Annotated in this window: 20 protein-coding genes and 1 tRNA gene; 9 read left to right on the top strand and 12 right to left on the bottom strand. The window is 70.0% G+C overall.

Features of this window, described 5'->3' with window-relative positions; translation table 11 throughout:
* Positions 1 to 36 precede the first annotated feature (36 nt).
* The 6 genes from ACFYTE_RS28915 (at position 37) to ACFYTE_RS28890 (ending at position 5,477) form a co-directional block, all read left to right on the top strand.
* Positions 37 to 1,287 (top strand): DNA cytosine methyltransferase, encoded by a 1,251-nt coding sequence (locus tag ACFYTE_RS28915; RefSeq protein WP_388716446.1) that lies wholly within the window; start codon positions 37 to 39, stop codon positions 1,285 to 1,287.
* An 11-nt stretch (positions 1,288 to 1,298) separates the two neighbouring features.
* Positions 1,299 to 2,177: a bifunctional DNA primase/polymerase gene (locus ACFYTE_RS28910; RefSeq protein WP_388716514.1), complete on the top strand. Its 879-nt coding sequence runs from the start codon at positions 1,299 to 1,301 to the stop codon at positions 2,175 to 2,177.
* Positions 2,174 to 2,515: a hypothetical protein gene (locus tag ACFYTE_RS28905; RefSeq protein ID WP_388716444.1), complete on the top strand. Its 342-nt coding sequence runs from the start codon at positions 2,174 to 2,176 to the stop codon at positions 2,513 to 2,515. Before ACFYTE_RS28910 ends, ACFYTE_RS28905 begins: the two co-directional genes overlap by 4 nt.
* Positions 2,512 to 3,657 (top strand): DUF3631 domain-containing protein, encoded by a 1,146-nt coding sequence (locus tag ACFYTE_RS28900; RefSeq protein WP_388716442.1) that lies wholly within the window; start codon positions 2,512 to 2,514, stop codon positions 3,655 to 3,657. Before ACFYTE_RS28905 ends, ACFYTE_RS28900 begins: the two co-directional genes overlap by 4 nt.
* A 191-nt stretch (positions 3,658 to 3,848) precedes the next feature.
* Positions 3,849 to 4,034, top strand: coding sequence for a helix-turn-helix transcriptional regulator (locus ACFYTE_RS28895; RefSeq protein WP_388716439.1), 186 nt, complete (start codon positions 3,849 to 3,851; stop codon positions 4,032 to 4,034).
* A 63-nt stretch (positions 4,035 to 4,097) separates the two neighbouring features.
* Positions 4,098 to 5,477: a tyrosine-type recombinase/integrase gene (locus tag ACFYTE_RS28890; protein WP_388716436.1), complete on the top strand. Its 1,380-nt coding sequence runs from the start codon at positions 4,098 to 4,100 to the stop codon at positions 5,475 to 5,477.
* Positions 5,478 to 5,651: 174 nt separating this feature from the next.
* On the opposite strand, the gene ACFYTE_RS28885 is transcribed toward ACFYTE_RS28890, so the two are convergent.
* Positions 5,652 to 5,733: transfer RNA gene (locus ACFYTE_RS28885), tRNA-Tyr, on the bottom strand.
* Positions 5,734 to 5,960: 227 nt separating this feature from the next.
* On the opposite strand from ACFYTE_RS28885, the gene ACFYTE_RS28880 reads away from it, so the two are divergent.
* Positions 5,961 to 6,449, top strand: coding sequence for a YajQ family cyclic di-GMP-binding protein (locus ACFYTE_RS28880; protein ID WP_388716433.1), 489 nt, complete (start codon positions 5,961 to 5,963; stop codon positions 6,447 to 6,449).
* Between the two features lie 110 nt (positions 6,450 to 6,559).
* Here ACFYTE_RS28880 and ACFYTE_RS28875 read toward each other — a convergent pair whose 3' ends face one another.
* Both ACFYTE_RS28875 and ACFYTE_RS28870 read right to left on the bottom strand, forming a co-directional pair.
* Positions 6,560 to 6,826, bottom strand: a complete 267-nt coding sequence (locus ACFYTE_RS28875; RefSeq protein WP_388716430.1) for a GlsB/YeaQ/YmgE family stress response membrane protein — start codon at positions 6,824 to 6,826, stop codon at positions 6,560 to 6,562.
* 201 nt (positions 6,827 to 7,027) lie between these two features.
* Entirely contained in the window at positions 7,028 to 7,504 is a 477-nt protein-coding gene (locus ACFYTE_RS28870; protein ID WP_388716427.1) for a carboxymuconolactone decarboxylase family protein, read from the bottom strand.
* Positions 7,505 to 7,576: 72 nt separating this feature from the next.
* Here ACFYTE_RS28870 and ACFYTE_RS28865 point away from each other — a divergent pair, with 72 nt between their 5' ends.
* On the top strand, positions 7,577 to 8,461 hold the full coding sequence (locus ACFYTE_RS28865; protein ID WP_388716424.1) for a sigma-70 family RNA polymerase sigma factor: 885 nt from the start codon (positions 7,577 to 7,579) through the stop codon (positions 8,459 to 8,461).
* A 324-nt stretch (positions 8,462 to 8,785) separates the two neighbouring features.
* Here the strand turns inward: ACFYTE_RS28865 and ACFYTE_RS28860 are convergent, their stop codons facing one another.
* Positions 8,786 to 9,352, bottom strand: coding sequence for an SMI1/KNR4 family protein (locus tag ACFYTE_RS28860; protein ID WP_388716422.1), 567 nt, complete (start codon positions 9,350 to 9,352; stop codon positions 8,786 to 8,788).
* Between the two features lie 549 nt (positions 9,353 to 9,901).
* Between ACFYTE_RS28860 and ACFYTE_RS28855 the strand changes: the two genes are divergently transcribed.
* Positions 9,902 to 10,303: a YccF domain-containing protein gene (locus ACFYTE_RS28855; RefSeq protein WP_388716420.1), complete on the top strand. Its 402-nt coding sequence runs from the start codon at positions 9,902 to 9,904 to the stop codon at positions 10,301 to 10,303.
* A gap of 63 nt (positions 10,304 to 10,366) precedes the next feature.
* On the opposite strand, the gene ACFYTE_RS28850 is transcribed toward ACFYTE_RS28855, so the two are convergent.
* The 8 genes from ACFYTE_RS28850 to ACFYTE_RS28815 all read right to left on the bottom strand — a co-directional run bounded on the left by ACFYTE_RS28850 (position 10,367) and on the right by ACFYTE_RS28815 (position 18,793).
* Positions 10,367 to 10,879, bottom strand: a complete 513-nt coding sequence (locus ACFYTE_RS28850) for a DUF2231 domain-containing protein (protein WP_388716418.1) — start codon at positions 10,877 to 10,879, stop codon at positions 10,367 to 10,369.
* Positions 10,880 to 11,002: 123 nt separating this feature from the next.
* The gene (gene htpX / locus ACFYTE_RS28845; RefSeq protein WP_388716416.1) at positions 11,003 to 11,866 is read right to left on the bottom strand and encodes a zinc metalloprotease HtpX; all 864 of its coding nucleotides are present in this window, start codon (positions 11,864 to 11,866) and stop codon (positions 11,003 to 11,005) included.
* 241 nt (positions 11,867 to 12,107) lie between these two features.
* Positions 12,108 to 13,631 (bottom strand): NADH-quinone oxidoreductase subunit N, encoded by a 1,524-nt coding sequence (locus ACFYTE_RS28840; RefSeq protein ID WP_388716413.1) that lies wholly within the window; start codon positions 13,629 to 13,631, stop codon positions 12,108 to 12,110.
* Positions 13,628 to 15,256 carry an NADH-quinone oxidoreductase subunit M gene (locus ACFYTE_RS28835; RefSeq protein WP_388716410.1) on the bottom strand — a complete coding sequence of 543 codons (1,629 nt, stop codon included), beginning with the start codon at positions 15,254 to 15,256 and terminating at the stop codon, positions 13,628 to 13,630. The genes ACFYTE_RS28840 and ACFYTE_RS28835 overlap by 4 nt, the downstream gene beginning before the upstream one ends.
* 6 nt (positions 15,257 to 15,262) lie before the next feature.
* Positions 15,263 to 17,257 (bottom strand): NADH-quinone oxidoreductase subunit L, encoded by a 1,995-nt coding sequence (locus ACFYTE_RS28830; RefSeq protein WP_388716407.1) that lies wholly within the window; start codon positions 17,255 to 17,257, stop codon positions 15,263 to 15,265.
* Positions 17,254 to 17,634: an NADH-quinone oxidoreductase subunit NuoK gene (gene nuoK / locus ACFYTE_RS28825; RefSeq protein WP_388716404.1), complete on the bottom strand. Its 381-nt coding sequence runs from the start codon at positions 17,632 to 17,634 to the stop codon at positions 17,254 to 17,256. Before nuoK ends, ACFYTE_RS28830 begins: the two co-directional genes overlap by 4 nt.
* Positions 17,634 to 18,245, bottom strand: a complete 612-nt coding sequence (locus tag ACFYTE_RS28820; protein ID WP_388716401.1) for an NADH-quinone oxidoreductase subunit J — start codon at positions 18,243 to 18,245, stop codon at positions 17,634 to 17,636. The genes nuoK and ACFYTE_RS28820 overlap by 1 nt, the downstream gene beginning before the upstream one ends.
* Positions 18,242 to 18,793, bottom strand: coding sequence for a NuoI/complex I 23 kDa subunit family protein (locus tag ACFYTE_RS28815; protein WP_388716398.1), 552 nt, complete (start codon positions 18,791 to 18,793; stop codon positions 18,242 to 18,244). The genes ACFYTE_RS28820 and ACFYTE_RS28815 overlap by 4 nt, the downstream gene beginning before the upstream one ends.
* Positions 18,794 to 18,795 lie beyond the last annotated feature (2 nt).

The following is an 18,795-nucleotide window of genomic DNA, read 5'->3' as shown; positions in this document are numbered from 1 at the left end:
CCAGCCAGCACCTTCGAGGAACTGGAGAACTCCAGCATGACCTATCCCGCTGCCGCCCCGCACGAGGGCGGCAACGTCAGTCTGTGCACCGGATCCGCCGCTCTGGACCAGGCCGTGGAAGCCGTCACGGGCCTGTCCACGATCGTGGTAGCCGAGAAGGACCAAGCCGCATCCAAGCTGCTGGCCGCCCGGCTGCCGCACGCGCGCAACGTGGGTGACATCACCGCGGTCGACTGGCCGGCGCTGGCAGCCACACTGCCCCGCCCTACGGCACTGACCGCCGGGTTTCCCTGCCAGGACATCTCCAACGCCGGACCTCGGGGAGGGATCGCCGGTGACCGCTCCGGACTGTGGAAAACCGTCGCCCACGCCATTCGCCACCTTCGACCCCGACTTGTCTTCCTGGAGAACGTCGCCGCAATCCGCAGCCGGGGACTCGACGTCGTCGCCGCGGACCTGGCCGCGTGCGGGTATGACGCACGGTGGATGTGCCTACGCGCTGGAGACCCCGAAGTCGGAGCCTGCCACCGCCGCGACCGCTGGTTCGCCCTCGCCTATCCCGCTGCTGAAGACCCCCACGTCACAGTTGGGGCGGAATGGCGGACCGCAGCACCCGGACAAGCGCAGGGCGGGCGGGCACGGGCCCACGCTGGAGGACGAAGTGGTCTTCTTGCTGCCCCCGACGGACGGATGAGCCTGCTGCCCACCCCCGCCGCCGCCGACGGAACCGGCGGCCCCGGCACCTCCCCCAAGCGCAAGGGCGGCATGAACCTGCGCACCGCCGTGACCCTGCTGCCCACCCCCGCGGCCCGTGACTGGAAGTCCGGCGCATCCAACCTGCTGGGCACCAACTCCCGCCCGCTGAACGAGGTGGTCGTCAACCTGCTGCCCACCCCCAAGGCGTCCGACGGCCCGCACGGCGGTCCCAACCAGCGCGATACGGCGGGGAACTACTACCTGCCCAGCCAGGCCGTCCGCCTCGACAGGCGGTGGGTGGCCACCAACGGCACCGACTACGGACCTGCCATCCGCCGCTGGGAAGCCGTTCTCGGACGGCCGGCGCCCGAGCCGACGGAGCCGGGCACCAAAGGCAACCGCCGCCTGTCCCCGGCGTTCGTGGAATGGATGATGGGCGCCGACCAAGGCTGGGTGACCGGCGCGGACCTGGACCTGTCCCGCTCCGACCAGCTCAAGATCCTCGGTAACGGTGTCGTGATCCACCAGGCCATCCACGCCTACACCCTCCTCCTCGACACCCTTGCCCAGTCTCTGGGGGTGGCCGCGTGAGTGAGCACCTGATGCGCGCCGCCCTGGACGCGGCCGAACGCGGCTGGTACGTCTTCCCCCTGCGGCCCGGAGGCAAGCCGCCCGCGCTGCACGGGGAGAAGTCCTGCCCTCGCACCGGTGAATGCGCCTCCGGGCACCGCAAGTGGGAGCAGCGGGCCACCACCGACCCCGACCGTATCCGCGCCGCCTGGTCGCGTGCCCCGTTCAACGTCGGCATCGCGTGCGGCCCCTCCGGGCTGCTCGTGGTCGACCTGGACACGCCCGAGCACAAGGGCAGTTCGGACGCGCCTGACGGCGCGACAACCTTTCGAGCGCTCTGCGAGCGCGCCGGCCACGCAGTCCCCACCACCTACCGCGTGCGGACCGCGAGCGGTGGACAGCACCTGTACTTCACCGCCCCGGAAGGGGTGCGGCTGTCCAACACCGCCGGGACCGTGGCGGATTCGGTCGACACCCGCGCGTGGGGCGGCTACGTCGTCGCGGCGGGCAGCATCACCCCCGCCGGACGGTACGAGGCTCTGTGCGGCTCTGAGACCGCCTCTCTGCCCGTCTGGCTCCAAACCATCCTGCAACCCGCCCCCAAGCCGTCTCAGGCGCCCTCAGTGGCCATCGTGGGGCAATCCCGCCGATATGCGGATGTAGCACTCGCCAACGAGACACGGAACGTCGCCACGGCTCAAGTCGGCGAGCGGGAAGCGAAGTTGTTTAGGGCCGCCCGCGCCCTGGGACGGTTCGTCGCGTGGGGCGACATCCCCCGGCACGTGGTCGAACAGGCTCTTCAGGAGGGGGGCGAGGCGGCCGGACTGTCCGCGTCCGAGTGCCGCTCCACCCTCCGCAGCGCCCTCAACTGGTCCATCGCACACAACCAGCGCAGGCGGGAGGCGGCATGAACCCCCGCTCCCGCCCCCCTCTGAAGAGCATCACCACCACGGCGGACCCGCGCGCCGCCGAACCGGCCGCATCGCGCCCGGCCGTGGGCGAGCCGACAGGCGCCGCCCGCAAGGGCGTCCGTACTGCTCTTGGCTCTGACCCGCAGACGGTCACCGTCACCGGCATCACCCCGGGGCTTCAGATCCGGTGCTCGGGTGTACCGGTCGCGGACTGGCTGTGTGCCTGCGGGCACCACGAACGCGCCCGGGGCCGCGCCGCCGTCATGGAACTGCAAGCCCGCGTACGGGTCGGCACCTGCCCGCACGCCACCACCACGGAAGGAAGGGCCGCCGCATGACCCCCACCATCGACGGGGCCGCGCTGCTCAACGAGGTGGAAGCCTTCCACCGCCGGTTCAACGTCTTCCCGACCGAAGCCGCCTACGTCGCCGTGGCCCTGTGGGACGCGCACGCCCACCTGCTCGACTGCTTCGACTCCACCCCCCGTCTCGCCTTCCTCTCCCCGGAACCCGGCTCCGGGAAGTCACGGGCGCTGGAGATCGTAGAGACGCTGGTCCCACAGCCCATGACGGCCGTCAACGCGTCCGCCGCAGCCCTGTTCCGGTCCGTGTCCAACCCCAGCGGTCGGCCGACGATCCTGTTCGATGAGATCGACACGATCTTCGGCCCGAAGGCGGGGGACAACGAGGAACTGCGCGGGTTCCTGAACGCCGGTCACCGCCGCACCGGGGTCACCTACCGGTGTATCGGCGACGGCGGCAACCAGAGCGTGCAGGCGTTCCCCTCGTACTGCGCCGTCGCGGTCGCCGGACTCGGCTCCCTGCCCGACACGATCATGACCCGTTCCGTCGTCATCCGCATGCGCCGACGGGCCCGCAACGAACGCGTGGAAGCCTTCCGGGCCCGCGTCCATGAAGCCGAGGGACACAAGCTCCGTGACCGCCTCGCGCAGTGGGCGGAAGGCGCCCGGGGGTTCGTCATGGGGGCGTGGCCGGACATGCCCGACGGAGTCACCGACCGGCCCGCCGACGTGTGGGAACCCCTGCTCGCCATCGCCGACGCGGCCGGAGGGGACTGGCCGGAGCGGGCGCGGGAAGCGTGCGTGACGCTGGTCACCGCCTCCAAGACCAACGACAAAGGCAGTCTCGGGGTCCGGCTGCTGACCGACCTGCGCGATCACGTCATGGTCGGTATCGACCGGCTTCCCACCGTCGCCATCCTGGACCGGCTGAACTCCCTGGACGACGCCCCGTGGGCCGATCTGCACGGCAAGCCGCTCGACAACCGGCGCCTGTCCCGGATGCTCGCCGAGTACATGACGGCCGACAACGAGCCGATCGCTTCCCGCAACATCAAGACCGCCGGGAGCGTCCTCAAGGGCTACCACGCCGCCGATCTGCACGACGCATGGGCCCGCTACTGCCCCCCACCCCCGGAAAGTCCGCTACCTCCGCTACCCGGCACCGAAAACGTGGCCTGACCTGCGCTAACGCGGTAGCGGCAACCGGCCCCGGTTGCCGCTACCGAGCCGCTACCCATCCGCTACCGCTACCCCTTCCCGCTACCTCCAACAGGCCCCTGACCTGCACGGTAGCGGCGGTAGCGGAAGTAGCGCCCCTCAGAAGGGGGCCGACGGGCCCCCGCTCCTCACCCCGAGAAGGAGTTGCCGTCTTGGCAGGCACCGAGAGGCTCAAACTCTGCGAAGTCCTCAGTGAGATCAAGATGAGCCGCGCCGCGTTCTACCGCATGCGCGCCCGTGGCAAGGCTCCGAAGCTCATCAAGCTGTCGAACGGGCAACTCCGTTGCCGTCGCAGTGACCTCGACGCCTGGTGGGCGTCCATGGAAGACGCCGCCTGACCACCTCCCCACCACACCCGAGACACGAGGGGCCCGCTTCCGGCGGGCCCCTCTGGAGTTCATATGGCACTGACCTACGACGTTCGCCTCTACTCCATCGAGGTTCGCAAGGATCGCCCGAAGCCCTACCGCCTGCGCTGGCTGGTCGGGGAGCGGAAGCACTCCAAGAGCTACACGCTCAAGGTCCAGGCCGAGGGGCGTCGCTCGGAACTCATGTCCGCCGTGCGGCGCGGCGACCAGTTCGACGAGGAAACTGGCCTGCCCGTATCCGAACTGCGCGCCAAGCAAGGCTCCATCACGTGGTACGAGCACAGCCGCGCGTACATCGACCGCAAGTGGGCGCTGGCCCCGGCGAAGTCGCGGAAGAACTACGCCGATGCGCTGGCAACTATCACTCCCGCGCTCGTGAAGACCAAGACGGGGATGCCCGACACTGCGCTGATGCGGCGCGCACTATACGGGTGGGCGTACAACCGGAACCGCTGGAACGAGACCCCGCCGGACGATGTGGCCCGCGCCCTCACCTGGATCTCCAAGCACTCCATGCCGGTCGCGGCGCTGGAGGACCCAGCGACTGTACGTCTGGCCCTGGACGCGCTGTCCCTACGGCTGGACGGGAAGGAGGCAGCACCGCGCACCGCGAAGCGCAAGCGGGCCTGCCTGAGTGACGTTCTCGGGCTCGCCGTGGAAGAGCAGTACTTCACCATGCCGGTCAACCCGATCACGGCCGTGAAGTGGACCGCCCCGAAGTCGGTGGAAGCGGTGGACCCCGAGAGTGTCGCCAATCCCCGCCAGGTCCGCGCGCTGCTGGCAGGGGTGCGTGAGCAGGGCCCGCGTGGGCGGCACCTGGAGGCGTTCTTCGGGTGCCTGTACTACGCGGCCATGCGTCCCGCCGAGGCCGCCGGACTGCGCGTGAGTCAGTGCCACCTCCCGGAGACGGGGTGGGGGATGCTCACCCTGCGGCAAGGAGTTGTCCGGGCCGGACGGAGCTGGACCGACGACGGAAGGGCGCATGAGACGCGCCATCTCAAGGCACGCGCCAAGAAGGACTCCCGTCCGGTCCCGATCCCGCCGCACTTCGTTCGTCTGCTGCGGCAGCACATCGCCACGCACGGCACGGCGCCCGATGGTCGGCTCTTCCGGACGAACCGTGATGGCCTGCTACAGGAGACCGGCTACGGGGAGGTGTGGGCGAAGGCGCGGAAAGATGTGCTGAGCGAGGCGGAAACGGCTTCGCTCCTAGCTCGCCGCCCCTACGACCTGCGGCACGCCGGGGTGTCGTTCTGGCTCAGTTCCGGCGTGGACGCCATGGAGTGCGCCCGGCGGGCCGGGCACAGCATCGCGGTACTGCACAAGGTGTACGCCAAGGTGCTTGACCAGACCCGGGAGCGTGCCAACAGCCGGATCGATGCAGCACTTCGGGAGTGGAACGAACCGGAGTGATCATCCTCACTCCCGGGGGACGCCTGGGGGACACACGCTGATCAACGGTGGGATGCGGGCGATACGAGGTGAGACACGTCCGCGTCTCGTCCACGCTGCATCGAACAGGACCGATCAATGAGAAACCCCCTCTGACCAGGCTAAGAACCTGATCAGGGGGGGTCTCCCTCAGCGTGGCGGCGCCAGGATTCGAACCTGGGAAGGCTGAGCCGGCAGATTTACAGTCTGCTCCCTTTGGCCGCTCGGGCACACCGCCGGGTTTTGCTGCCGGATGGAGCCCGCTTTTCGGCGGTGCCCCCTGGCAACGACGTAAACAATACCCGATGCCGAGGGGTGGTTCGCCACCCGATTGATCGGCACCCGGCCCACGTCGGATGGCTAGGCTGGTGCGGATGCGGCCCGGTCTGGCACCGGGCTCGGCGGCTGCCTTCGCGCACGCCGGCACGCACCCGATACACACCCCGATACAAGGAGCCACAGGACATGGCCGACTCCAGTTTCGACATCGTCTCGAAGGTCGAGCGGCAGGAGGTCGACAACGCCCTCAACCAGGCCGCCAAGGAAGTCTCGCAGCGCTACGACTTCAAGGGCGTGGACGCTTCGATCGCCTGGTCCGGCGAGAAGATCCTGATGCAGGCGAACTCCGAGGAGCGGGTCAAGGCTGTCCTCGACGTCTTCCAGTCCAAGCTGATCAAGCGCGGCATCTCACTGAAGGCGCTGGAGACGGGCGAGCCCCAGCTCTCCGGCAAGGAGTACAAGATCTTCGCGTCGGTCCAGGAAGGCATCTCCCAGGAGAACGCGAAGAAGGTCGCGAAGATCATCCGCGACGAGGGCCCGAAGGGCGTGAAGGCCCAGGTGCAGGGCGACGAGCTGCGCGTCAGCTCGAAGAGCCGGGACGACCTCCAGGCCGTGATCACCCTCTTGAAGGGCCAGGACTTCGACTTCGCGCTGCAGTTCGTGAACTACCGGTAGTCCCGCCGGTCCGCGCCCCGCGCGGGTACGGGAACGACGCAACCCCGAGGAAGGGTGGGCATCCGAGGCGGCCCGCCCTTCTCGTCCGTCGGTGTCGCGTCCGGCATCGATCAGTCGCGCGAGTTACCGAACAGGATGCGGTAGAGGATCAGGAGCACCAGCGAGCCGCCGATCGCGGCCGCCCATGTTGCCCCGTCGTAGAAGTCCTTGGTGATGGGGTGGTCCAGCCAGCGGGCCGAGATCCAGCCGCCGATGAACGCGCCCGCGATGCCGATCAGGGTCGTGCCGATGAAGCCGCCGGGGTCACGCCCCGGCAGCAGGATCTTGGCGATGGCGCCGGCCAACAGTCCCAGGATGATCCAACCGATGATGCTCATGCCGTGAACCTGCCCTCCCGCGCTGTGCTCGCACTGTCCAGGCACTGTGATGTCCGTCAGCGCCGGCTGTGCTACGCAGGCCGGACGGCCGGTGGTCCGTGCCGTACGGCCTGCGCATGATTCGTGCCGTGTCGCTCCGGAAGACGCCACGACTGCCCTGGTCGGTTGCAGCCGGCCGTGGCGGGGGTTCGGCAGCGTCGGTCACCAGGTGGTGCCGGCCGGCTCTTCGATGGTGGTGTTGATGCGGTTGAAGAAGTTGGTGAGGCTGATCATCAGGATGATCGCGGAAAGCTGCTCCTCGTTGAAGTGGTCCGCGGCCTCGTCCCACACCTCGTCGGGTACGGCCTTGCCGGAGCGGTCGGCGATCCGGGTGGCGGCCTCGGTCAGGGCCAGGGCGGCGCGCTCCTCCGCGGTGAAGAACGGAGCCTCGCGCCAAGCGGCCACGGAGTGAAGGCGTTCGTCACTCTCGCCGTGCTTCTTCGCGTCCGCCACGCCGGCGAACACGCAGGCGCTGCAGCCGTTGATCTGGCTGGCCCGCAGGTGGACCAGTTCCAGGAGCTGCGGGGCGACGCCGCCCTGGTACATGGCCTTGTAGATGTTCTGGATGCCCTTCATGGCCTCCGGCAGGACCAGGGCGGGGTTCTTCATCCGGGCAGTGGTCGCGGCTGCGGTGTTCATCTGATGCTCTCCTGGTGAATCCGTTAGCGTCTGTCACTGAACCGACGGATCACGGCGCGGGGATGTGACGGGATGAGCGGCGACCTTTCTCTGGCCGACCGTTTCGAGACGGAGCGGCCAGGGCTGCGGGCGGTGGCCTACCGGATGCTGGGCTCGCTCGCCGAAGCGGAGGACGCCGTCCAGGAGACCTGGCTCAAACTCAGCCGCACCGACGTGAGCGATGTGAAGAACCTGAGCGCCTGGCTCACCACGGTCGCCGGCCGGGTGTGCCTGGACATGCTGCGCTCGCGTACCTCCCGGCGCGAGGATCCGCTGCCCGAGCAGGACGAGCAAGTCCGGCTGCCGGACCCGGTGGTCACCCAGCTCGGCCGCGCCGATCCCGAGCAGCAAGTCTTGGTCGCGGACGCGGTGGGCATCGCCCTCATGGTGGTGCTGGAAACCCTCTCCCCTGCCGAGCGACTCGCCCTTGTTCTGCACGACTTGTTCGACGTGCCCTTCGACGACATCGCCGCCGTGCTGGGCCGCACCGCCGTCTCCACCCGGCAGCTCGCCAGCCGTGCCCGCCGCCGTGTCCGCAGCGCCACCCCTGCGGCCGACGCGGACAACGCCCGCAAGAGCGATGTCGTCAACGCCTTTCTGACCGCCTCCCGCAACGGCGACTTCGAGGCGCTCCTGGCCGTCCTCGACCCCGATGTGGTCGCGCGTTCCGACGGCGGCACGCTCCTTCCCAGCATCCTGCGGCGCGGCGCGACAGACGTGGCATCCCAGGCCATCGCCTTCGCCCGCTTCGCGGCGCACGCGCGTCTGGTACTGGTCAACGGAACACCCGGCGTTGTCTCGTTCGCCGAAGGCCGACTGCTGTCCGTCATGTCCTTCACCATCCGAGACGGCCGCATCACCGGACTCGACGTCCTCACCGATCCTGACCGACTGACCACGCTCGGCCTGACCGCCTGACCTACCTTCTTACCTACCTCCTGGCTTCCTGGCTTCCTGGCTTCCTGGCTTCCTGATCGATGCTGACCTCCTTCCGGTCGCTCGTGCTGGTGGGGTGTGGTGTCGGCGTTCGCCGTGGCTGGGACCGCGGGGCCGTGGGCGCGGTTGCTCGGCGGCGGGGCAGCCGCTTACGGCGTACGCGGGTGGATGGGGACGTGCTCAAGGGCGCTGGGACAGGGGTGGGGCCGCGCCCCGGCCGCCGGCAGGCGGGGCGCCGGGGTGGGGCGCCGGGGTGGGGCGCCGGGGTGGGGCGCCGGGGTGGGGCGCCGGTGGTGGGGTCTGGCTTCAGGGGGTGGGTGAGGGGGTTGTGCGGCTCCGGAAGTCGGCCCAGGGTTCCAGATCCATACCGTCGTTGCTCTCCTCGTACCAGCCGGTGCCGTCGAGCCAGGCATGGAGCCAGTCGGTGAGGCTGGGCGCATCCACATACCAGGCGTGGTCGGCCTCGTCGGCGTTCGGCTCGTAGAGCAGGACGGTGGCTTCGGGGGTGCGGCAGTCCACGCACGCGTACATCCCGCATCCCCAGTGGGATATCGGCAGGACGCCCTCGGGCCAGGGCCAGTCCGGGTCCTTGCGGCCCTCCTCTCGGTTGGTGAGGTACTGGGCGACGGCGGCCGGTTCGCCGGAGGGCGGGCTGTCGAGCAGGGGCAGCAGGCCGTACTCCGGGCCGAAGCCGCCGTCCGCTATGCGGCTGTAGAGCGAGGCGAGCAGCGGCGGCAGGGCGAAGCCCAGGGCGGCCTCCGCCTGGGCCGGCGCGGCCGGCTCGACGGGGCCGGGCAGCGAAGGCCAGCCCCAGGGACGGGAGGTGCGGGCCTGCGCGGCCACCCGTGTCAGCAACTGCTCGATCTCGGTCATGGCTTCATGATGCAGGCCGCCTCTGACAAACGGGCGGGCCTGTGGACAACCCCGAACCTGTGGAAAACCCTGCTCGTCGGCGTTGGTTGAGGGGCGGTCAGGTCAGCCGGACGTCGATGCCTTTCCCGGTCAGGAACTGCGGCGGTGGCGTCGCGGCCCCAGCCGAAGTCTTCCGTTCTAGTGGTCGTCGGGGCCGTTCACGGCCTCGCCGAGCGCCCAGAAGAAACCGGGGGTGCAGGGGACTCGCGGACTTCCCCTTCATCGTCCATGACGGCCTACCTCGGTGCCCCCCACCTGCGGCTTCCCTCCCCCGGCCGTGCTCCCCGTCGCGGTCCGCGACGCCACGAACAGCCGGTCCGTGGGACGCCCGCACGGTCCGGCGGAAGCGGGGACACCGGCATCAGCTCGAAGTCGGCACTGCCGAACCGGATCGCTTCCCTGCGCTCACAACTCTCCCACAAGGCCGCTGCGGTTCCGGCTTCATACTTGAGCGCCGGATACTGGCTGGTGAGACCGCGTACGAGCGTCACTCCTGAAGGGGCAGCGATCATGAAACCGATCAACCTCGTCCTCAACGTCCTGTGGTTGATCTTCTGCGGGATCTGGATGGCCATCGCCTACGCCGTGGCCGCGCTGATCTGCTTCGTCCTCATCGTGACCATCCCCTTCGGCATCGCCTCGCTCCGGATCGCCGGGTTCGTGCTCTGGCCGTTCGGCCGCACTACGGTGCCGAAGCAGAACGCCGGGGCACCCTCGTGCATCGGCAACGTGATCTGGATCGTCTTCGCGGGCTGGTGGCTCGCCCTCGGTCACCTGATCACGAGCATCCCGCTCTTCCTGTCGATCATCGGAATCCCCTTCGGCTGGGCGAACCTCAAGCTGATTCCGATCTCCCTCATGCCCCTGGGCCAGGAGGTCGTCCCGACCGATCAGGCCTTCGGCGGACGCTGACCCCTCTGCGCCGCCACGGACAGGAGTGAGGTCCGGGCCCGGACTGTGTGGGCCCGTGCCAGGTCAGGAGCCGTCGTCTGTCCCCGTCGCCGTCTTGGAGACGGTGTCGTGCCAGGCGGCCTTCGCTCCGGAGTCGCCGATCCGGTAGACGTCCACGACCGCTCCCACCGCGACGGCCAGCGAAAGGACTCCCACGACGATCCGGACGGGCGCGGCCGACCAGCGCATACGGCCGCCTCGCCCAGGCTCCGCCGGAGCGCTCCTTGCCGCCCACCACACGACTGCGGCCAGCACGAACAGACCCAGGACCCAGGGCAGCAGTCCGTCACCCATCTCGGTGTGCCGCCGTACCAGTGCGTCGTTGTTCACGTGCTGTTCCAACCACTCGCCGGCCTGTGTGGTCAACGGCACGCTGACCAGGGCGATCAGGGCGAGAAGCGGCAGCAGCGGGCCCAGCCGCTGAGCCGCGCGCGGCCACAGTGCCGCCACCACCAAGGCCAGCGCGGTGAGCGGCACCAGCACGACGACTATGTGAACCAGCAGGACATGGGCGGGCAAGCCGTTGATCAGACTCATGGAGGCGCTCCTCAGCGTGGTGGGGCGCGCCAGCCTGGCACAGCAGTCTCTCAGTTTCCTCTCAGGCAGGACGATGACGAGGGACGCTGCTCAGGACGGGTCAGCTGGTGCTCAGGGCGGTTGTCACCGGTTGCGGCCCGCCATCCTTTCGAGTCGGGCGATGCGGTCGGCCATGGGCGGGTGCGTCGAGAACATCCTGGACAGTCCCTGGCCCGGGCGGAACGGGTTCGCGATCATCATGTGGCTCGCGGTCTCGATCCTCGGCTCGGGGGGCAGGGGCAGCTGCTTGGTGCCGGCTTCGAGCTTGCGCAGGGCGTTGGCGAGGGCGAGCGGGTCGCCGGTGAGCTGGGCTCCGGAGGCGTCCGCCTCGTACTCCCTGGACCTGCTGATGGCCAGTTGGATGAGGCTCGCGGCGAGCGGGCCCAGGATCATGATCAGCAGCATGCCCAGCAGGCCGGGGCCCTCGTCGTCGTCGGAGCGGCCGATCGGGATCAGCCAGGCGAAGTTGACCAGGAACATGATCACCGAGGCGAGGGCGCCGGCGACCGATGAGATGAGGATGTCCCGGTTGTAGACGTGGCTCAGCTCGTGGCCGATGACACCGCGCAACTCGCGCTCGTCCAGGAGGCGCAGGATGCCCTCGGTGCAGCACACGGCGGCGTTGCGCGGGTTGCGGCCCGTCGCGAACGCGTTCGGCGCCTCCGTGGGTGAGATGTAGAGGCGAGGCATGGGCTGACGGGCCTGCGTGGACAGCTCGCGGACCATGCGGTAGAGGGCCGGGGCTTCGAACTCGCTCACCGGGCGGGCACGCATCGCGCGTAGCGCCAGTTTGTCGCTGTTCCAGTACGCGTACGCGTTCGTGCCGAGGGCGATCAGCACCGCGACGATCAGGCCCGTACGACCGAAGAAGCTGCCGATGACGATGATGAGTGCGGACAGTCCCCCGAGGAGTACTGCGGTCCTGAGCCCGTTGTGCCGGCGGTGCACGGTACGCCCTCCAAATCGTGCAGCAGGGGAACCCTTTGCTTGCTGGTGTGCTTGCTGATCTGCGAAGCCACCGGTGCCGTGGTGTCACGTCCAGTGGACCCTCCCGTACTGGTCAACGCCAGGCGAGGGCCGCGAGTTCCCTTGGGAGGGCGGGGCCGCGGTTCGGCCGTCCGGGTGACGGCGCCCGCTGCGGCGGGCACGCGCGCGTGGCCCGGGTGCTCTACGCGCGCGTGCGGGGCGCTCAGAACAGGCCGGTGCCGGCGAAGCGGAGGACGAGTTGGGGCGCCCCGGACAGGGCGACACCGAGGGCTCCGGTGAGGGCGATGGCGGCCGTCAAGGGGGCGGGGACGCGGTGCCGCGCGGGCTCCTTCTCGGGGGCACGGAACAGCAGCGCCGTCCATTGGAGGTAGTAGACGAGCGCGATGACCACGTTGACGGCCATGACGACGGCCAGCCAGCCGAGGCCCGCGTCGACGGCGGCCGAGAAGACGGTGACCTTCGCGAAGAGGCCGATGATGCCGGGCGGCAGCCCCGCGAGGCACAGCAGGAAGAAGGCCAGGAGCAGGGCGGTCATGGGGTTCGAGGCGTACAGGCCGCGGTAGTCGCTGACGCGGTTGAGCGTCCTCGTGCGGCCCACCAGGGCGGCGACGGCGAAGGCACCGAGGTTCACGGCGGCGTACATGAGGGCGTAGGCGACCGTGGACCCGATCGATTTCCGGGCGTCCCCGGAGTATCCGGCGGCGGCGATCGGGACCAAGAGGTAGCCGGCCTGGCCGACGGAGGACCAGGCGAGCAGCCGTACCGCGCTGTACGCGCGCGTGGCCTGCTGGCGCAGGGCACCGACGTTGCCGACGGTCATGGTGAGGGCGGCCAGCGCGGCGAGGGCGGGGCCCCAGGCGTCGGCGTACGACGGGAAGGCGACGACGGTGACGAGGATCAGGCCCGAGAAGCCGACGGCCTTGCCGACGACCGACAGGTAGGCGGCGACGGGCAGGGGCGCTCCCACGTAGGTGTCGGGCACCCAGAAGTGGAAGGGCACGGCGGCGGTCTTGAAGGCGAAGCCGACCAGCGTGAGGACGACGCCGGTCTGGGCGAGCGTGTGGAGCTGTCCGTCGACGTGCTGGATGCGGTCGGCGATCCCGGTGAGGTAGAGGGTGCCCGTGGAGGCGTACACGAAGCTGATGCCCAGCAGGCTGACCGCGGTGGCGGTGACCGAGGACAGGAAGAACTTCAGGGCGGCCTCCGAGGACCTGCGGTCGCCGTGTCGGATGCCGACGAGAGCGAAGGCGGGCAGCGAGGCGACCTCCAGGGCCACGACGAGGGTGGCGAGGTCCCGGGAGGCGGGCAGCAGGGCGGCGCCCGCGGCGGAGGAGAGCAGCAGGAACCAGAACTCCCCTTCGGGGAGTCTCCTGCGTCCGTCCTTGAGGGCGGTGACCGACAGGAGGGCGGCGAGGAGGGCGCCACCGAGGACGAGGAACTGGATGACGAGGGTGAAACGGTCGGCCGTATAGCTGCACAGCCGCGGGTCGCCGGACTGGCAGAAGGTGCTGCGGTCGGCGTCGAGGAGTGGCAGTAGCAGGAGGGCCGAGACGGCGAGTCCGGCCACCGCGCACCAGCCGAGTACGGCCTTCTTCGCGTCGGGCACGAACAGGTCGGCGACGAGGATGCCGAGACCGACGACCGCCGCGACGGTGGGCGGGGCGATCGCGAGCCAGTCGACGGACTGGACCAGCGACTCGGCCAGGGGCTGGGCCGGGTGGCTCATCGAGTGCCTCCTGCGAGGAGTTGCTGCACGGCCGGGTCGGTCAGGCCGAGGAGTGCCCTCGGCCACAGTCCGGCCACGACGGTGAGGGCGACGAGCGGCGTCCAGGCCGCGAACTCGTACGTGTGGACGTCGGCGAGCTTCGGGGCCTGGTGCGGTACGGGGCCCATGCAGACGCGGCGGACCACGATGAGCAGGTACGCGGCCGTCAGCAGCGTGCCGAACGCGGCGATGGCCATGAACGTGAGGAAGGCGGGACGGCTGAGGCCGGCCGCGGGACGGAACGCGCCGAACAGGGCCAGCATCTCGCCCCAGAATCCGGCCAGTCCGGGCAGGCCGAGGGAGGCGACCACGGTGAAGGCCAGCAGGCCGCCTAGGCGCGGTGCCTTGCCGTACAGCGCGGCGCCGGACGGAAGTTGATTCGGCGCGGTGGAGCCGCTCGTCGGGGGCTGGTGGTCGGGCGACGGGAGGGAAAGAGTGTCGAGGTCGGTGCTGCCCGTGCGTTCCTTGACCGCGCCGACCAGGAAGAAGAGGAGGCCGGTGATCAGGCCGTGGGCGATGTTGGCGAACAGTGCGCCGTTGACGCCGGTCGGGGTCATCGTGGCGATGCCGAGCAGGACGAAGCCCATGTGGCCGACGGAGGAGTAGGCGATGAGCCGCTTGAGGTCGCCCTTCGCGCCCTGCTTGGCGAGGGCCAGGCAGGCGAGGGATCCGTAGATGATCCCGACGACGGCGAAGGCGGCGAGGTAGGGGGCGAACGTGCGGAAGCCGTCGGGCGCCGCCGGCAGCAGAATCCGGACGAACCCGTACGTACCCATCTTCAGCAGGACACCGGCCAGCAGGACCGAGCCGACGGTCGGCGCGGCGGTGTGGGCGTCCGGCAGCCAGCTGTGCAGCGGCCACATCGGCGTCTTGACCGCGAGCCCGATCCCGACCGCCAAAACGGCGATGACCTGCACGGATGTGGTCAGCGACCGGCCGTTGTCAGTGGCGAGTGCCATCATGTCGAACGTGCCCGCCTTGATTCCGATCAGGAGCAGGCCGAGCAGCATGACGACGGACCCGAGCAGGGTGAACAGGATGAACTTCCAGGCGGCCTGGGTCCGCCCCTCGCCGCCCCAGCGGGCGATGAGGAAGTACATCGGGATGAGCACCATCTCGAAGGCGAGGAAGAACAGCAGCAGGTCGAGGACGGCGAAGGTGGCGAGAGTGCCGGACTCCAGCAGGAGCAGCAGGGCGACGAATGCCTTCGGGGACGGGCCCGCAGGCGTCTTGAAGTAGGAGTAGAGCGCGCAGAGGAAGGTCAGCAGCGCGGTCAGGACCAGAAGGGGGAGAGAGATGCCGTCGATGCCGAGGTGGATCCGCACGTCGAGTGCGGGGATCCAGCTGATGTCGGTCGTGGCCTGCATCTTCGACGGATGGTCGTGGTCGAAGCCGAGCGCGAGGACGATCGCGGCGGCGAGTATGGCCCCGGTCACGGTCACGCCGTGGCGCAGCACGGCCTGCTCGGGCGACTTCCCCTTCAGTCCGGGCGGCGCGGGCAGCAGAGCGGCGACGGCACCGAGGAGCGGGCCGACGACGACGAATGCCAGAAGGAACTGCATCACGGACTCGTTGATATCGATCACGCCTGCTCACGCTCCCGTGGCGACGAGGAGGACGGCGACCGCCAGGACGACGGTGCCGGCGAGCAGCGCGCTCACATAGGTCTGTACGTTGCCGGTCTGGGCGCGCCGTACGGCGGCCCCGAGCAGCCGGGGCAGCGCCGCCGCGCCGCGTACGTAGGTGTCGACGACCTCGCGGTCGAGGAACCGGACGAGACTCGCTCCGGCCTGGACCGGTCGGACGAACAGCGCCGCGTACACGGCATCCAGGTGGAAGCCGGTGGCGGCGGGCCGGTGGAGCGGGCCGAGCAGCAGCCGTCCGGGGTCGGCCGGATCGGGGGCGTAGGCCAGGTCACCGTAGGCGGGCCGGTGACTGGCGATGGCCTCCGCCTCGACCAGTCCGGCGTCGGCGTCGGGGTGGGCGGCGACCGCTCCCATCGGGGTGCGCGCGGCCAAGGCGGTGGTGCGCTGCCAGGCACCGTAGGTGACCAGCCCGCCCACCAGGGCGAGGCCCGTGCCGAGCACCGAGGTGGTGAGGGTCGGGGCCAGGCTGCCACCGCCGAACCAGTCGGGCAGCAGCCGGAACACGAAGCCGCCGAAGGCGAGTGACGGGATGGCGAGCACCCACAGCACGACGGTCATGGTGAGCGGCTGTCGGCCGTGGTCCGGGGCCTCGGTTCCCCGGCCGCGGAAGGCGAGCAGCCACAGACGGGTCGCGTACGCGGCGGTGAGGAGTGCGGTCAGCAGGCCGGCGAGCAGGACGATCCAGCCCGCGCCGCCGGGGGCGTGCTCGGTGTGGCCGGTGGCGACGTGCTCGGCCGCGCCGAGGACGGACTCCTTGGAGAAGAAGCCGCTGAAGGGCGGGATCGCGGCGAGCGCGAGGAGCGCCACGGTCATCGTCCAGTACGCGTCGGGGACGCGGTCGCGCAGACGGCTCATGCGGGACATGGCGGCCAGTGAGTTGGTGCCAGCGGCATGGATGACCACGCCGGCGGCGAGGAACAGCAGCGCCTTGAAAGCGCCGTGGGACAGGAGGTGGAAGACGGCGGCACCGCGGTCGCCGACGGCCAGGGCGCCGGTCATATAGCCGAGTTGGCCGATCGTGGAGTAGGCGAGGACGCGTTTGATGTCGTCCTGGGCGAGCGCGGCGAGCGCCGAGCCGGCCATGGTGACGGCGGCCATGACGGCGAGGACGACCATCGCGGCCGTGGAGGCCTGGAAGACGGGGAGGAGACGTGCGACGAAGTAGACACCGGCGGCGACCATCGTCGCGGCGTGGATCAGCGCGGAGACGGGCGTGGGGCCCGCCATCGCGTCGGGGAGCCAGGTGTGCAGCGGAAACTGCGCCGACTTGCCCGCCACGCCCGCGAGGAGCAGCAGGGCGATCACGGTCGGGTGGTGGAGTCCGCCGCTCGCGACGGTGCCGAGGACATGTGTGATGCGGAAGGACCCGGCGTCGGTGGCGAGGGCGAACAGGCCGATCAGGAAGGGCACGTCACCGAGCTTGGTGACGAGGAAGGCCTTGAGGGAGGCGGCGCGGGCCTCCGGGGTCTCCCAGTAGTGGCCGACCAGGAAGTAGGAGCAGATGCCCATGACTTCCCAGCCGACCAGCAGCACGATCAGGTCGCCGGAGTAGACGACCAGGAACATCGCGGAGGTGAAGAGGGAGACGAGGGCGGCATAGGAGGGATAGCGCGGGTCGTGGCGCAGATAGCCGGTCGAGTAGACCTGCACGCAGGTGGCGACGAAGCCGACCAGGAGGGCGACGAGGGCGGCGAAGCCGTCGATGTGCAGGGCGAGTTCGATCGGGACCGAGCCGGTGGGCGTCAGTTCGGTGGCGGAGTCGATGGCGTCACCGCCGCCCTGCCGCACGGCGACCAGTACGGCCAGCAGCAGGGAGGCGAGGGTCGGCAGGACGGCGAGCGGGCGGACGAAGCCGGGGGCCGTGCGGCCGAGCAGCAGCCCGGCCGCGGCGCCCAGGAACGGCAGGAGGGGGACGAGGACGGCGAGGGTGGTCGTGGTCACGCGGTGGCCTCAGCCTTCTCGGCGGCGGGGTCGCCGCTGTCGGGTCCGTCGCTCTCGTGGCCCTCGGCGGTGTCGCGGAGCCGGTCGATGTCGGAGGTGCCGCGGTTGCGGTAGACGGCGAGCACGATCGCGAGGCCGATACCGATCTCGGCGGCGGCGATGGCGATGGTGAACAGGGCCAGGGCCTGGCCGGAGTGCAGGGTCTCCGCGGCGGCCTTGCTGAGCCAGACGTCGAAGGCGACCAGATTGAGGTTGACGGCGTTGAGCATCAGCTCGACCGACATCAGGACCAGGATCGCGTTGCGGCGGGCGAGGACGCCGTACAGGCCGGTGCAGAACAGGAGGGCGGAGAGCACGACGGGATAGGCGAGGTGCATCAGCGGACTCCTTCGGCTTCCTCGGCGGCGGTCCGGCCGTCGCGGGCGCCGGGGACCTGCGGGCCGGCCGCGTCCGCCTTCGCCTTGCGGGACAGGACGATCGCGCCGACCAGGGCGGCGAGGAGGAGGACGGACAGGGCCTCGAAGGGAAGGACCCAGTGCTGGAAGAGGCTTTCGCCGGTGGCCTTCGTCGTTCCGGCGGCGGCACCGTCCAGGTCGATCCAGGTGGTGCGGAAGGCATCGACGACCACCCAGACCAGGGCGGCCGCGGCGGCGACGGCCACGGTGAGGGCGGCCCAGCGGTTGCCGGAGTCCGCGTCCGGGGAGCGGCCGATGGGGGCCTTGGTGAGCATCAGACCGAACAGGAGGAGGACGACGACGGAACCGACGTAGATGAGGACTTGTACCCAGGCGATGAACTCGGCGGTGAGCAGGAGGTATTCGACGGCGAGGCCGCCGAGGGTGACCACGAGCCACAGGGCGGCGTGCACCAGTTGCCGGGTGGTGACGGTGACGAGCGCGGCGCCGAAGGTGACCAGGCCGACGAGGAGGAAGGCGATCTCGACACCCGTCGGGGACAGGAAGCCGTGGGTCGGGGCGGCGAGGCTCATGTGTCTCCCTCCTGGGGCTCGGCCTGGGCGGCGGCCAGCTTCTCGGCGGTCTTGCGGGCGGCGGCGATCTCCTTGGGTTCCTCCGCGCCGGCGTCGAGGGCGGGCGGAGCCGGGACGGTCCACATCCACTCGCGGAGCTTGTCGCGTTCGTGGGTGAGTTCGCGGATGTCGGTCTCGGCGTACTCGAACTCCGGGGACCAGAACAGCGCGTCGAAGGGGCAGACCTCGATGCAGATACCGCAGTACATGCAGAGGGAGAAGTCGATGGCGAAGCGGTCGAGGACGTTGCGGCTGCGGTCGCGTCCGCCGGGGGTGGCGGCCGGGATCGTCTCCTTGTGGGAGTCGATGTAGATGCACCAGTCGGGGCACTCGCGGGCGCACAGCATGCAGACCGTGCAGTTCTCCTCGAACAGGCCGATGACACCGCGGGTGCGGGGCGGGAGATCGGGCTGGACGTCGGGGTACTGCGCGGTGACGGTCTTCTTCGTCATCGTGCGCAGGGTGACGGCCAGGCCCTTGGCGAGGCCGCTGCCAGGGATGGGGGCCATGG

Source organism: Streptomyces sp. NPDC004629, from assembly GCF_042873595.1.
Lineage (GTDB): Bacteria > Actinomycetota > Actinomycetes > Streptomycetales > Streptomycetaceae > Streptomyces.
Note: the sequence above shows the minus strand (reverse complement) of the source record. Positions and strands in the feature narration are given on the sequence as shown.